The organism is Paradesulfitobacterium aromaticivorans (assembly GCF_054657415.1).
Genome location: NZ_BAAHYT010000010.1, coordinates 1,837,049 through 1,850,110 on the forward strand (window position 1 = coordinate 1,837,049; position 13,062 = coordinate 1,850,110).

The 13,062-nt window shown below is 50.8% G+C and carries 17 protein-coding genes; all 17 read left to right on the top strand.

Annotated elements, in window-relative coordinates:
• Window positions 1–42: 42 nt before the first annotated feature.
• A complete protein-coding gene (locus ACYQ2N_RS14720) occupies window positions 43–249 on the top strand; it encodes a flagellar FlbD family protein (protein WP_460000000.1) in 207 nt (68 codons plus the stop codon).
• 1 nt (window position 250) lies between these two features.
• Window positions 251–682 (top strand): flagellar basal body-associated FliL family protein, encoded by a 432-nt coding sequence (locus ACYQ2N_RS14725; RefSeq protein WP_460000001.1) that lies wholly within the window; start codon window positions 251–253, stop codon window positions 680–682.
• A 39-nt stretch (window positions 683–721) separates the two neighbouring features.
• Entirely contained in the window at window positions 722–1,717 is a 996-nt protein-coding gene (gene fliM, locus ACYQ2N_RS14730) for a flagellar motor switch protein FliM (protein ID WP_460000002.1), read from the top strand.
• Window positions 1,710–2,951 carry a flagellar motor switch phosphatase FliY gene (fliY, locus tag ACYQ2N_RS14735; RefSeq protein WP_460000003.1) on the top strand — a complete coding sequence of 414 codons (1,242 nt, stop codon included), beginning with the start codon at window positions 1,710–1,712 and terminating at the stop codon, window positions 2,949–2,951. Before fliM ends, fliY begins: the two co-directional genes overlap by 8 nt.
• Window positions 2,952–2,984: 33 nt before the next feature.
• Complete coding sequence (locus tag ACYQ2N_RS14740; RefSeq protein ID WP_460000552.1) at window positions 2,985–3,332, top strand: response regulator; 348 nt, start codon at window positions 2,985–2,987, stop codon at window positions 3,330–3,332.
• A gap of 1 nt (window position 3,333) precedes the next feature.
• The gene (locus tag ACYQ2N_RS14745; RefSeq protein ID WP_460000004.1) at window positions 3,334–3,801 is read left to right on the top strand and encodes a FliO/MopB family protein; all 468 of its coding nucleotides are present in this window, start codon (window positions 3,334–3,336) and stop codon (window positions 3,799–3,801) included.
• The gene (fliP, locus tag ACYQ2N_RS14750) at window positions 3,798–4,433 is read left to right on the top strand and encodes a flagellar type III secretion system pore protein FliP (protein ID WP_460000006.1); all 636 of its coding nucleotides are present in this window, start codon (window positions 3,798–3,800) and stop codon (window positions 4,431–4,433) included. Before ACYQ2N_RS14745 ends, fliP begins: the two co-directional genes overlap by 4 nt.
• Before the next feature lie 39 nt (window positions 4,434–4,472).
• Window positions 4,473–4,745 (top strand): flagellar biosynthesis protein FliQ, encoded by a 273-nt coding sequence (gene fliQ, locus ACYQ2N_RS14755; RefSeq protein ID WP_460000007.1) that lies wholly within the window; start codon window positions 4,473–4,475, stop codon window positions 4,743–4,745.
• 30 nt (window positions 4,746–4,775) lie between these two features.
• Window positions 4,776–5,555: a flagellar biosynthetic protein FliR gene (gene fliR, locus ACYQ2N_RS14760; protein WP_460000008.1), complete on the top strand. Its 780-nt coding sequence runs from the start codon at window positions 4,776–4,778 to the stop codon at window positions 5,553–5,555.
• Window positions 5,552–6,601: a flagellar biosynthesis protein FlhB gene (flhB, locus tag ACYQ2N_RS14765; protein WP_460000010.1), complete on the top strand. Its 1,050-nt coding sequence runs from the start codon at window positions 5,552–5,554 to the stop codon at window positions 6,599–6,601. Before fliR ends, flhB begins: the two co-directional genes overlap by 4 nt.
• A gap of 19 nt (window positions 6,602–6,620) precedes the next feature.
• Window positions 6,621–8,696 carry a flagellar biosynthesis protein FlhA gene (flhA, locus tag ACYQ2N_RS14770; RefSeq protein WP_460000011.1) on the top strand — a complete coding sequence of 692 codons (2,076 nt, stop codon included), beginning with the start codon at window positions 6,621–6,623 and terminating at the stop codon, window positions 8,694–8,696.
• Window positions 8,686–9,999 (top strand): flagellar biosynthesis GTPase FlhF, encoded by a 1,314-nt coding sequence (flhF, locus tag ACYQ2N_RS14775; RefSeq protein WP_460000013.1) that lies wholly within the window; start codon window positions 8,686–8,688, stop codon window positions 9,997–9,999. Before flhA ends, flhF begins: the two co-directional genes overlap by 11 nt.
• Entirely contained in the window at window positions 9,992–10,855 is an 864-nt protein-coding gene (locus ACYQ2N_RS14780) for a MinD/ParA family protein (RefSeq protein WP_460000014.1), read from the top strand. The genes flhF and ACYQ2N_RS14780 overlap by 8 nt, the downstream gene beginning before the upstream one ends.
• A gap of 65 nt (window positions 10,856–10,920) precedes the next feature.
• Entirely contained in the window at window positions 10,921–11,565 is a 645-nt protein-coding gene (locus ACYQ2N_RS14785) for a flagellar brake protein (protein ID WP_460000015.1), read from the top strand.
• 1 nt (window position 11,566) lies between these two features.
• On the top strand, window positions 11,567–12,163 hold the full coding sequence (locus tag ACYQ2N_RS14790) for a chemotaxis protein CheC (RefSeq protein WP_460000016.1): 597 nt from the start codon (window positions 11,567–11,569) through the stop codon (window positions 12,161–12,163).
• Window positions 12,160–12,642 carry a chemotaxis protein CheD gene (locus ACYQ2N_RS14795; protein ID WP_460000017.1) on the top strand — a complete coding sequence of 161 codons (483 nt, stop codon included), beginning with the start codon at window positions 12,160–12,162 and terminating at the stop codon, window positions 12,640–12,642. The genes ACYQ2N_RS14790 and ACYQ2N_RS14795 overlap by 4 nt, the downstream gene beginning before the upstream one ends.
• Window positions 12,642–13,058, top strand: coding sequence for a hypothetical protein (locus tag ACYQ2N_RS14800; RefSeq protein ID WP_460000018.1), 417 nt, complete (start codon window positions 12,642–12,644; stop codon window positions 13,056–13,058). Before ACYQ2N_RS14795 ends, ACYQ2N_RS14800 begins: the two co-directional genes overlap by 1 nt.
• Window positions 13,059–13,062 lie beyond the last annotated feature (4 nt).

The following is a 13,062-nucleotide window of genomic DNA, read 5'->3' on the forward strand; positions in this document are numbered from 1 at the left end:
CTGACTCCTGAGTAGTTACGATGAATTAAGGTCGGTGTTCGTATGATTTATGTCACCCGCTTAAATGGCAAACAGCTTGTGCTTAACGCGGATTTGATTGAAACGATGGAAGAAACCCCGGACACGGTTATAACCTTGACGGGTGGAAATAAATATGTGGTGGCCGAGGCGGCTGAGGTACTGATTGAGCGCGTGCAGGAGTACCATCGGCGCTGCCATCCTTTGGATGAAGCGGAGGAGAGAAAGTAAGATGACACGCAAAAAGCTGTTGTTAACGGCCTTGACTGTAGTAATTGGGATTGTTCTTGGCGTCGGAGGGACGATTGCGGCGCAGACCTTTATTTTCAAAAAGCCTGCCGTGGCTGTGAGTTCCCAGCCTAAGCCCAAAAAAGACGGCCCGGTGGTGCCGATCGGGGAGTTTATCGTTAATCTTCAGCACGGGTCTATTCTCAAAACCTCAATTGCGGTGGAAGGAGTAGACACGAAGGCTGGCGAAACGCTTAAAACTAAAGACGCTTTCCTTAAGGATCGGGTAAACTTAGTGCTTTCAGACAAGTCTCTGGCAGATGTCCAGACTCCGGAGGCACGGGAAAAGCTTAAGCAGGAATTAATCGTGAAGTTAAATGAGGTCGCTGAGGATAAAATCCAGGATGTCCTCTTTCAATCGTTCGTTTACCAGTAAACCCTGACGCGTTCGATATTTTCAGAGAGGGGGGATTCGATGGGAGACGTACTGTCACAGTCGGAAATAGATGCCCTGCTTAATGCTTTGTCTGACGGACAAGTGGATGCAGAGGAAATAAAAACCACCCAGACCCAGAAGCGCATCCGAGTTTACGATTTCAGACGTCCAAATAAATTTTCGAAAGACCAAATCCATTCTCTGCAAAATGTTCATGACAATTATTGCCGGGCTCTGACCACCTACTTTTCCGCCCATCTTCATACTATGATTGAAACGAAGGTTCTTTCGATTGAACAGATAACTTATGACGAATTCATCCGCTCTCTGCCGAATCCCACGGTTCTGGGGCTCTTTTCCCTGAGCCCGCTGGAAGGGACTGTCCTGATAGAGATGAGTCCAGCTCTGGGCTTTACCATAATTGACCGTCTCCTCGGGGGGGAGGGGCAAGGATCCGAAAAGAACCGTGATCTGACTGAGATCGAACGCACAATCATCGAGCATAGGGTAGTACAGATAATTGAGCTTTTTGGGGAGGCCTGGGAGGAAGTATATAAGGTATCCTCTGAGTATGTGGCTCTGGAAACAAATCCTCAGTTTACCCAGATTGTCGCCCCGAATGAGATGATTCTGCTCGTAACCATTGAAGTAACAGTCGGAGATATGGTGGGCATGATTAATGTCTGTCTGCCTTACCTTGTGCTCGAACCAATCTTGGATAAGTTAAGCACTTTCTTCCTTTTCTCTACCCAGGCCAAAATTACTTCGCCGGAACAAATAGATGTTATCCGCAAGAAAATTGAACGGGCCAAAGTTGATGTGGCCGCTTTCCTAGGCCACGCTGAGATCTTGGTCCGTGACCTCTTGGAATTAGCTCCGGGTGATGTGATCCCGCTCATGCAGGGTGTAAGCGAATCTCTGCCAATCTATGTGGGCAATTTTGAGAAGTTCCGCGCAGTCCCAGGTCTACACGGAGAACATCTCGCAGTGCAAGTGACAGAAATCGTTACGGAAGGAAGGGATCAAGATGAGTAACGGGATGCTCTCCCAAGAAGAGATTGACGCTTTGCTCCGGGGGACGTTGGAGCCTGAAGGCACCGAAGGTGTGGAAGCTTCTGAGATGCCTGCGACCGGAGGCCTGCTGGCAGACTTTAGTGAGATGGAGACCGATGCAATCGGGGAAATTGCCAATATCTCAATGGGCACGGCAGCGACTACTCTCTCCCAGCTCTTGGGCAAGAAGGTAGAGATCACTACTCCGCAAGTGGATGTTACGACCTCAGACCAGATCCGCAAAGATTACCCCGTTCCGTCCGTCATTGTGGATGTCAAGTATAAAGCGGGAATTGAGGGCTCAAACATCTTGATCCTGTCCCAGCGGGATGCTTCGGTCATCGTGGATTTAATGATGGGAGGGGATGGCAAGAACCCCTCAGAAGAATTGTCAGAGCTTCAGATAAGCGGAGTTTCAGAGGCTATGAACCAAATGATGGGCTCAGCAGCCACTTCGATGTCGACGATGTTTAATGCCATGGTAGATATCACACCTCCTCAGCTCGCCTTAAATAACCTGAGCCTGGAAGGGAATGGGATTCGGGATTTCCTGGCAGTTGGGGAAGAGTTGGTGCGCATTTCTTTCCGCATGGTTGTCGAAGCAGTTATTGACAGTATTCTGGTTCAGATTATTCCGCTGTCAGTGGCCAAAGGAATGGTATCCAAATTAATGGGAGTAGTTCAGGACACTCCTGCTCCTTCTCCCCAGCCCGCAATCCATCCTGCTGAAACCCCTTCCTATGGCACGGGTGTGCCAGCTAGCCCCACGTATGAGCAGACGGCAGCCTCGGTTGCGTACGCCATGGCACCGCCTGCGTATGGCATGACACCTCCCGCGTCCCCGGGAGCGGCTCAGGGAGGATACTACCCTCCTCCGCCAAATTACCAGGGAGCAGCCACTTCAGTCCAGCCTGCTCAATTTGCGCCCCTAGCACCAGGCCATCAGGGAGCGCATTCCAATAACTTAAGTCTTATCCTCGATGTGCCACTGCAAATCAGTGTGGAACTGGGGAGGACGAAAAAGACGATCAAGGAGATTCTGGAAATGGGTCCCGGCTCCGTGATTGAGTTGGAGCGGCTGGCCGGAGAGCCGGTGGACATGATTGTTAACGGCAAGCTTATTGCCAAGTGTGAAGTGGTTGTTATCAACGAGACCTTCGGCATTCGGATAACAGATATAGTGAATCCGGCCGAACGCATAAAAACCCTGAATTAAGACGAGGAGGAAAACAACGTGAGTGATACTGTGATGATTGTAGATGATGCGGCCTTTATGCGCATGATGTTAAAGGACATTCTGACCAAAAACGGCTTTACCGTGGTAGGTGAGGCGGAAAACGGGGCCGTGGCTGTGGATAAGCACGCAGAGCTTAATCCGAATCTGACCATTATGGATATTACGATGCCTGAAATGGATGGTCTCCAGGCTGTGAAGGAGATACGCAAGCGCGATCCGCAGGCACGAATTGTGATGTGCAGTGCTATGGGCCAACAGGCCATGGTCATTGAAGCGATTCAATCCGGGGCCAAAGATTTTGTGGTTAAGCCTTTTCAGGCTGAGCGTGTGGTCGAAGCAGTAAAGAAAGCCCTGAAGTAAAATGCCCAGCATTGAAGGTCAACCGTTTCCCTCAAGCCCTACTGAAGCATTGCCCAGTTCGGACTTCTCCTGGTGGGGACTGATCGGCACTTTGGCGGTCTTTCTCCTAATCCTACTGGTAGCGCTGTGGGTGATTCGTCGTCTCAACCGGGGATCATTCAGAGGGATGGATATTCCGTGGGCGCGTGTGCTCGACCGCCAGGTCTTGGGGGGACAGCAAGTGCTTTATCTCGTGGAGGTCGCCGGTAAACTCCAGGTGCTGGCAGGCACGGATCATCACTTAAGTAAAATCAGTGAGATTAATGACCCGGAAGTCGCAGCCGAAATCCTCGAAGAAATTGCCAACCGGCCGCGCGAGCGGGTACAAGGAGCATCTAACTTCATAGGAAGGGTCTTCGGGCGTAAGCGCTCTCAGGGAGATAGGTTTGCAGCCGAACTTGAGCATTTGCTTGAGGAGGTGGAAAAATGACCGAAGCTTTAAGCAATCCTCTGCAGATTGTGCTCTTGCTCACTGCCCTGTCCGTGGTTCCGGCGGTTCTGATCCTGATGACATCATTTACCCGGATTATAGTAGTCTTATCCTTTGTGCGCAATGCGTTGGGGACACAGCAGCTGCCCCCTAATCAGCTTCTAATCGGACTGGCCTTAATCCTTACCTTTTTCGTAATGGCACCGACTTGGAATCAAATTAACACTGAAGCTCTCCAGCCTTATCTAAATAAAGAAATTAGCCAAACAGAGGCTTTGCACAAGGCTGAAGAACCTTTACGCACTTTTATGTTTAAGCAGACGCGCCAGAAAGATCTGGAACTATTTGTCGGCCTGGCACGCATGGAGCGTCCTCAGACTTACGGGGACATCCCGACTTATGTCTTAATTCCTTCCTTTGTAATCAGCGAGTTAAAAACAGCTTTCCAGATGGGGTTTGCCGTCTTTATTCCTTTCCTGGTGATCGACATGATTGTCTCGAGCACTTTGATGTCAATGGGCATGATGATGTTGCCGCCCATGATGATTTCCCTGCCGTTTAAGATTTTGCTGTTTGTCTTGGTAGACGGCTGGCATTTGGTCGTACAGTCTCTCGTAACCAGCTTCAAGTAGCGCAGCACAAGATCTAAAGGGAGTAGGGGAAGTGACAGCATGAGCCAAAATCAAGTTTTGTTCTTAGCCAAAGAGGCTTTAGCTACAGCTTTACTAGTGGCAGGTCCTTTGCTGGGCATAAGTTTGTTAGTAGGTCTCTTAGTCAGTATCTTTCAGGCCATGACCCAGATCCAGGAGCAGACACTCTCCTTTATACCCAAGATTTTAGCCATTGTGGCCGTGATGCTGGTGTTGGGGCCCTGGATGCTGTCAGTGCTCACTACTTATACTGCCAATTTGTTCGCGCAGTTAGGTACGTTTGCGAGCTACTAAAGATGAGTTCCGAGGAGGAGGTATGGGAGCTTGGGTTTGGCAGAAATTCTCCAGTGGAACCTATCTTTGTTTTTACTTATCCTGTCGCGCTGGACAGGTATGGTCATGCTGGCACCGGTCTTCGGAGCGCGCGGGGTGCCGGGTCTGGTCAAACTTGGCCTCGCGGTCAGCCTTTCTGTTGTGCTCTATCCGCTGGTATGGGCTAATGCCCCTCAAATACCGGTTGGCCTTTTGCCCTATGCCGCCTTGGTTATTAAGGAAGTTATCGTGGGCTTGGTTATTGGCTTTGTGATATCCGCTTTTACGGCTGTGCTGCAGGGAGCAGGACAGCTGATAGACTTTCAGATGGGCTTTACCATGGCCAATCTGATTGACCCTGTCTACGGTATGCAGGGGCCGATGATGGGCAACTTCCAATTAATTCTGGCTACGATGCTCCTGCTGGCAACCAATGCCCATCACTACCTGATTGCGGCCATGGTCAAAAGTTATGCCTATATTCCCATTAACGTAAGTCGTTTTCCTCCCGGAATCAATTTCTATATCGAGCTTGTCAGCAGCGTTTTTGCGCTGGCTGCCCAACTGGCGCTTCCCGTCTTTGGGGCGCTCCTGGTGGCGGATTTGGGTGTGGGCCTCTTAGCGCGCACCGTGCCTCAGTTAAATATTTTTTCCGTGATGTTTCCGGTGAAGATAATTTTCGGTTTTATTCTCTTAATCATGGCGGTACCGTTTTTTGGGGAATCTATCGCACGCCTGTTTGACAAAAGTATGGATTGGATTCTGCAAATTTACCGGGGGTGGGGGATGTGAGCGAAAAGCAGCACCCCGCGACGCCTCGGAGGCGCCAGGATGCCCGTAAAAAAGGCCAGGTTCTTAGAAGCCAGGAACTGACATCGGCGCTTTTGCTTTTGGGTTATGTAGCGATCCTTAAATACTGGTTTCCGGCGATGTTTGTACGCATGGCAGATCTCTTTTCCTATACCTGGAGCCTGAATACAGAGTGGAGTGATAGAACAGTCGCAAGCTTGCTGGTGAGTGTGCTCTGGGTTGGGCTGCTGGCTGTGGCACCGGTGTTTGGAACCGGGCTTGTACTAGCGGTGGTTGCCAACTTTGTGCAGGTGCGCTCCCTGTTTACGGTAGAACCTTTGAAACCGCAGCTTTCCAGGCTTAACCCATTAAGCGGTCTCAAGCGCATGTTCGGCGTGCGCGGCTGGATTGAATTAGCTAAATCCTTAATTAAAGTTATCGTGATTGGCTATTTTTTGTACGCTACCATCCGTGACAACATGGGGGTCTTTCCCGCGCTGCAGCAAATCCCTGTCCTCCAGGGAGCGGTTCTTTTGGGGAAAGCGATCTTGAGTATGGCGTGGAAAATCGCGGCTTCCTTTCTCGTCTTAGCTGTGTTCGATTACTTATACCAGTGGTGGGATTTTGAAAAGAATTTGCGCATGTCTCATGAAGAACTGAAAGAAGAGTACAAACAGACGGAAGGTAATCCCCAGCTTAATGCCGAAATCAAAAAGAGGCAGCGCGCCATCGCCATGCGCCGGATGATGCAGGATTTAAAAAAGGCGGATGTAGTCGTTACCAATCCCACGCATTACGCAGTAGCGCTCCGGTATGACCTTGCTGAAAACCCTGCCCCTTTCGTTGTGGCCAAAGGGCAGGATGAACTGGCCCGGCGCATCCGGGAGTTGGCCAAGGAATATGGGATTGTAATTATGGAAAACAAGCCGTTGGCGCGGGCTCTTTACGCTCAGGTGGATATCGGGCAAGCCGTACCCGCGGACCTATATAAAGCAGTTGCAGAAGTCCTCGCCTTCGTGTACCGGCTCAAGAAGAGAGCGAGACTTTAGGTAGAAAGGAGTGACCCCGATGTCCGTTACCACCAGTCAGCGCCGCCGCTTGATGGCTAATACAGACGTTTTAGCAGCCCTGGGACTGGTGGCGATCGTGGTCATGATGGTCATTCCGCTGCCGCCCGGGCTTTTAGACATCCTGATTACCCTTAACATTTCGGGGGCTGTCTTAGCCCTGATGCTGGCGGTTTTTACCTTAGACCCGCTGGAGTTTTCTGTTTTGCCGTCCCTGCTGCTCAGTATGACTTTGTTCCGCCTCTCGCTTAACATCTCCACCACCCGTTTGGTGCTTCTGGACGGGTATGCGGGGGACGTGATCCAGCAGTTCGGCCAGTTTGTAATCCGCGGCAATCCTGTCGTCGGATTTATCGTTTTTGTGATCCTGGTAGTGGTCCAGTTTATTGTAATTACCAAAGGTGCGGAACGGGTTTCCGAAGTGGCCGCCCGTTTTACCCTCGATGCCATGCCGGGTAAACAGATGAGCATTGATGCCGATTTGAATTCCGGCTTGATTAATGAGCAGGAGGCACGGGATCGGCGCAAAAAAATCCAGCAGGGAGCAGACTTTTACGGGGCAATGGACGGCTCCAGCAAATTCGTCAAAGGGGATGCCATTGCAGCAATTATCATCCTTTTTGTCAATATTATCGGTGGTTTTATTTCTGGGGTGGCGATGAAGGGGATGCCCTTTTTGGAAGCCTTGCATAAGTACACCCTGCTTACGATCGGGGATGGCTTGGTGTCCCAGATTCCGGCTTTGCTTGTATCTACAGCCACAGGCCTGATCGTGACCAGGGCTGCCTCCGAGGATTCCAACTTGGGGCAGGATCTTGCCAAACAGTTGCTGCGCACCCCCAAAGCTTTATATATAACGGCAGGGGTTTTGATATTGCTGGCGCTTCTGGGGCTGCCGCCGCTACCGATGTTTCTCGTAGCGGGAGGGTTAATCACAATTGGAGTGATCACGCAGCGCAGCAGCAAGGCTCAAGTGGTGCAGGAAAGCGCAGCTGCTAGGGAAACAGCAATTGAAGAGAGCAAAAAACCGGAGAATATCATGGGGCTGCTGCATGTAGACCATATGGAACTTGAACTAGGGTATGCCCTGATTGCCCTGGTTGACCCCCAGCAGGGGGGAGACCTCTTGGATAGGATTGTGCTCATCAGACGCCAGATAGCGGGTGACATGGGCTTCATCGTGCCTGTAATCAGGGTGCGCGACAATATGAACCTATCTCCCAACCAGTATGTGATTAAGATCCGCGGCGCTGAAATCGCGGGCGGGGAACTCATAGCCGATCATTATATGGCTATGAGCGGAGGGCTGGATGATGACTCGATTCCCGGTACCCCGACCAAAGAACCGGCTTTCGGACTCGAGGCCAAATGGATTAATTCCGGCTACCGTGAACAGGCGGAATTAGCCGGGTATACCGTGGTGGATGCGCCCACGGTCCTGGCCACCCATCTAACGGAAGTGATTAAGAATCAGTCCTGGGAAATCTTAAATCGTCAGGATGTCAAGACCCTGGTTGACAACGCCAAAGAAAAGGCTCCGGCAGTGGTTGAGGAAGTCCTAGAGAGCTTAAACCTCGGGCAAATCCAGAAAATCCTTAGCAATCTTTTGCGCGAACGGGTTTCGATCCGGGACATGGTCAATATCTTAGAGGTTTTGGCCGATTTTGCCCCGAGCACCAAGGATATTGACCGCCTGACTGAGCATGCGCGCCAGGCTTTGGCCCGTCAAATCGTCCAGCCGCTTTTAGGCAAAGACAAAAATCTGTATGTGCTTACCCTTGACCCGCAGATAGAGCAAAAGATCCTCGACAGTATTCAACCTTCCGATTATGGGACTTATCTTGCTCTCGATCCCTCTCTGATGCAGGAATTGCTCCTAAGCTTAAGCCGCGAGGTGGAAAAAATGATGCTCAAAGGGTACAACCCGGTGGTGGTGTGCGCTCCGCTTGTGCGGATTAACTTAAAACGTTTAAGTGAGCGCCAGCTTCCACACTTGATAGTGCTCTCGTATAATGAACTTGTACCGGGTGTCCAAGTGCAAGCAGTAGGAATGGTGGTGATCGCGCGTGCGAGTTAAACGGTTTGTCGGGGACAATGTGGCGGAGACGATGGGCAAAATAAAACGTGATCTAGGTTCTGAAGCTGTAATCCTCCAAACTAGGCAGTATCGCGAAGGGGGCTTTTTCGGTTTTTTCGGCAAGCCTAAAGTTGAAATTATGGCTGCCATTGAAGATCACCCTGCAGGTAAGAAGGCACCGATGGGGAACTCTGATGTTCCCAATCCGGCGGGTAATCCTTGGCTTGGTTATAGGCAAGATTCCAGCTTAGGCATGCAAGGCGGAACGCAAAGCTTAGGAGCAGCGCAACTCTTGGGAGGCGCGCAAAATCCGAGAGTAGACGTGAATTCGGGGTCCGCGGCTTACCCTGGGGGAGTTTTGGCGTATGCTGCAGGGAGTTTGGCCGAGCCGGGTGGGATTGATGCACCGGAAACTGCCCCTGTGCAGCAGGAACTTAAGCAGATGCGGCAAATGCTTGAACAGATGAATAAACAGATGGAAGGCCTGGGCGAGGAGAAAACAATCTGGCCAACTTCCCTGCGCACGTGGGCTGATTTTCTGCGGCAGCGGGGTTTGAGTGAAAGCCTAGTGCGGCGGCTTTTGCGCCAGGTACAGCAAAGCCTGCGCGAAGAAGAATGGGCAAGCAGTGAACTGGTTTATGCCACGCTTAAAGAGAGCGTACTTAAGATGTGTGCTGCTACAGGTGCTATCAGGCCGGGGACTGGCAGACCTACGGTTGTAGCCTTAATCGGCCCGACCGGGGTGGGTAAAACCACCACGATCGGGAAGCTGGCTGCCGGGTTCAGTATCGTGGACAAGCGCAAGGTTGCTTTGATAACCGCTGATACTTACCGGGTGGCCGCGGTGGAGCAGCTTAAAACTTTCGGGGAAATTATCGGGGTCGATGTTGAAGTGGCGATGACTCCGTCCGGTCTGCGCGAGGCTCTGCTAAAGCATACGGATAAAGAACTAGTGTTCATTGATACAGCCGGGCGCAGTCCTCATCATGAAATGCATATGTCGGAATTAAGAGCTTTTCTCGATAAGGCGAAGCCGAATTTTACGCTTTTGGTTATGAGCGCGACAACTCAGTTGGCAGATCAGCTCAGGGTATTCCAACGCTTTCGGGACTTCGCTTCTCATGTAATTTTTACGAAACTGGATGAGACAGAATGTTCCGGTTCCCTGCTGAATGTATTACAGCAAACCACTTTGCCGGTTGCCTATGTAACCAACGGACAAAACGTCCCTGATGATATCGAGATTGCGACTCCGGAAAGATTGACTTACTACATCTTAGGGGAGGAAAAGCCGCATGTCTGATCAGGCGACTGTTTTGCGTGAATTGGCTTCGCGCCAGGCACCCCTCAAACATAAAATGCGCGTGATCTCTGTTACGAGCGGCAAAGGCGGCGTGGGCAAGACCAATTTTACGGTCAATCTGGCCTTGGCTTTGGCTGACTACGGTTTGCGCGTCATTATTATGGATGGGGATCTCGGCCTGGCAAACGTTGATATTGCCTTCGGGATTACCCCCCGCTACACGATGGAACACTTGTTGGCCGGGGAAAAAAGCATTGAAGAGATACTTATGACCGGTCCGAAAGGGGTGGGAATTCTTCCGGGAGGATCAGGCATACAGGAACTGGCCAATCTGGACAGAACTCAACTTCTTCACGTGCTCGCGAATTTGGGTAGGCTGGAGAAATTGGCAGACATTCTCATTATAGACACGGGAGCAGGACTTGGACATATTGTCTTGAATTTCCTCAGGGCCTCAGATGATGTGATTTTGGTGACAACACCTGAGCCAACTGCCCTCACGGACGCGTATGGCTTGCTTAAGGCTTTGCGCTTGGAACGGCAGGATCTTCAGGTTAATATAGTAATAAACAAGGTGCATTCAGAAGGGGAAGCCAGGGCTACATATGAAAGATTGGAAACAGCGGTTCAAAAATTCCTGAAGGAATCCCTCAACCTCCTGGGCTGGGTGTATGAGGACCAGTTAGTCGTACGGGCAGTCATGAAACAGGAGCCTATTGGAATATCTTATCCTGAGAGTTCAGCTTATCGCTGCATCCAGTGGGTCGCTGCCTCTCTTTCCGGCTTGTACCTGCAGACCCCGCGCAAAGCCAAAGGCATCCGGGGATTCCTAAGCTCTTTGCTCAAGAATTTTTAATTAATGCCCCTTCTACTTCGAACCACGAATATCGAACCACGAACATCGAAAAAGGGGGTGACCTTTTGACATACAAACAGAAACTTTTTCCAGGACAGGCGATTGAATTAAACGTACCGGAAGGGGATTACAAGGGAAAATACCGCACGCGTGTTGATGAAGTGGGGGAAAAACTCCTGTCTGTGGTTGCGCCTTATATCCAGGGGCAGGTCATTCCTTTACGGGAAGGCACAGTAGTTGAAGTGAATTTTTGGGATGATATTTCCGCTTACTCTTTCGATGCCAAGATTATGCAGAGAATTGCGGTTCCGATTCCGGTGTTTGTGCTTGAACTCCCTGAGAGTACCCGCAAAGTTCAGCGTCGTAATTTCGTGCGGGTTCCGGCCTATTATCCACTATCTTTCAGGGCTGTTACCCGCGAGGGGCTGAGTGACTCCCAAAAAGGGCTTATGCGGGATTTAAGCGGGGGCGGGATGCGTTTTCAAACAAAAGAGAAGGTGGAAAAAAGTTCTTTGCTGTACGCGGAGTTAGAGTTGCCTAACGGCAAGATTAAGACCCCAGTGCGCGTGTGCCGGGCTGATAAAGCGGAAGACGCCAAAGGGTATGATGTTTCGGCCGAATTCTACGAAATCTCGGAACGGGAAAGGGACAGGATTATTCGCTGTGTCTTTGATATTCAAAGAGACATGCGCAAGAAAGGATTGATCTAGCATGGATATAACTCAAATCCAGCTTGATGCTCTGCGCGAGATCGGCAATATCGGTTCCGGACACGCTGCCACGGCTCTTTCTACGCTGCTGCAGCGACGGATTAACATGTCTGTGCCGGAAGTATGGGCAGTACCTTTTGTTCAGGTGTCTGATATTATCGGTCAGTTGGATACTCCTCAGGCCGTGGTTTATGTCAAAGCTGAAGGGGAAGCACCGGGGAAAGCCGTGTTTTTCTTCCCTCTAACCAGTGCGGAAATAGTGTGCCAGGCTCTGTTTGGCACGAACGGACCTTTTGATCTTTTCAACGATGAGATGGCTCAATCCGCTCTTAAAGAAGTAGGGAATATTTTGGTCAGTTCTTTCCTTATTGCCTTGACTCAGTTCTCGGGGATTCCCTTTCAGCCTTCTGTGCCGGCGCTCGCTGTCGATATGGCGGGTGCAATTTTGGACGCGATTCTGATTGAAGAGGGAACCCTGGATGACAATGTTTTGTTTATAGATACTCAGATGAGTGGAATTCCTCAGATTGAAGGCCAGTTTATCTTCCTGCCGAATGAGGGTTCTCTGAACAAATTATTGGGAGCATTGGGAGTATGAGTGTAGTGATTACTGTTGGTATGGCAGATTATAAAACTGCCAAAATGCCGGATATCCTGATGACAGCGGGGTTAGGCTCCTGTATTGGGATTTGTGTTCATGACCCTATGCTTAAGGTGGGAGGAATGGCCCATATTATGTTGCCTACAGCGAATGGCAACAAAGGGAGCAATCCGGCTAAATACGCGGATACGGCTCTTGAGCTTTTGCTTAGTGGGATTATGCAGTTAGGGGCGAGTAAAATGCGGCTGCGGGCGAAAATGGCAGGGGGGGCGCAAATGTTTTCCTTTCCAGGCAAGCCCCAAGTCCTTAAGATCGGGGATCGGAATGCCGAGGCTGTGGAACAGGAGCTAAAGCGTTATGGTATCCCTTTACTCGTCGCGGATGTTGGGGGAAGCTTCGGTCGTACCATACATTATGACGTGGGCACCGGGGAACTAAAAATACGCACAATTAACCACGGCGAAAAGGTGATTTGATGAGTCCTTACATAGACAAAATGCGTCTGTGGGCGTGGCGCCTGGCAGTTGCTGCCTCCTTGCTGGTTGCAATCCTTGCCGCTGTGGGCGGAGCGGGTCTAACCGGGACCGTTATGCGGACGGCGATCGCGTGGATTGTAATTTATGGCTTAGCCTGGGCAAGTATTAAGTTGTTTGAGCAAACTGCTTCCCCGCCCAGACTTGAGCAAGCGGGAAGGCGTATTGATGTGGCTGTGGGTTTGGAAGACGACGGCGTGCTGCTCGGCAATGAAGGAGAACCGGATATTAAAGTTGAGATGAAGGAACCAGCGAAAGGAGTCCTTCCCGGTCAGGTTAACCCCGAACTGGCCGGAGGCCTGGGGGGTTCGGAAAAACAGGCGGAAATAGTCCGCCGTATGGGCTGGGGACAACAATAGAGGG

What these genes read in the sequence shown, in the direction of transcription:
- fliP (WP_460000006.1), top strand. Translation starts at nt 3,798, where the DNA reads ATGACCGAAGCTTTAAGCAATCCTCTGCAGATTGTGCTCTTGCTCACT.
- fliM (WP_460000002.1), top strand. Translation starts at nt 722, where the DNA reads ATGGGAGACGTACTGTCACAGTCGGAAATAGATGCCCTGCTTAATGCT.
- ACYQ2N_RS14780 (WP_460000014.1), top strand. Translation starts at nt 9,992, where the DNA reads ATGTCTGATCAGGCGACTGTTTTGCGTGAATTGGCTTCGCGCCAGGCA.
- ACYQ2N_RS14790 (WP_460000016.1), top strand. Translation starts at nt 11,567, where the DNA reads ATGGATATAACTCAAATCCAGCTTGATGCTCTGCGCGAGATCGGCAAT.
- fliQ (WP_460000007.1), top strand. Translation starts at nt 4,473, where the DNA reads ATGAGCCAAAATCAAGTTTTGTTCTTAGCCAAAGAGGCTTTAGCTACA.
- ACYQ2N_RS14725 (WP_460000001.1), top strand. Translation starts at nt 251, where the DNA reads ATGACACGCAAAAAGCTGTTGTTAACGGCCTTGACTGTAGTAATTGGG.
- flhA (WP_460000011.1), top strand. Translation starts at nt 6,621, where the DNA reads ATGTCCGTTACCACCAGTCAGCGCCGCCGCTTGATGGCTAATACAGAC.
- ACYQ2N_RS14740 (WP_460000552.1), top strand. Translation starts at nt 2,985, where the DNA reads ATGATTGTAGATGATGCGGCCTTTATGCGCATGATGTTAAAGGACATT.
- ACYQ2N_RS14745 (WP_460000004.1), top strand. Translation starts at nt 3,334, where the DNA reads ATGCCCAGCATTGAAGGTCAACCGTTTCCCTCAAGCCCTACTGAAGCA.
- ACYQ2N_RS14800 (WP_460000018.1), top strand. Translation starts at nt 12,642, where the DNA reads ATGAGTCCTTACATAGACAAAATGCGTCTGTGGGCGTGGCGCCTGGCA.
- fliY (WP_460000003.1), top strand. Translation starts at nt 1,710, where the DNA reads ATGAGTAACGGGATGCTCTCCCAAGAAGAGATTGACGCTTTGCTCCGG.
- ACYQ2N_RS14720 (WP_460000000.1), top strand. Translation starts at nt 43, where the DNA reads ATGATTTATGTCACCCGCTTAAATGGCAAACAGCTTGTGCTTAACGCG.
- ACYQ2N_RS14795 (WP_460000017.1), top strand. Translation starts at nt 12,160, where the DNA reads ATGAGTGTAGTGATTACTGTTGGTATGGCAGATTATAAAACTGCCAAA.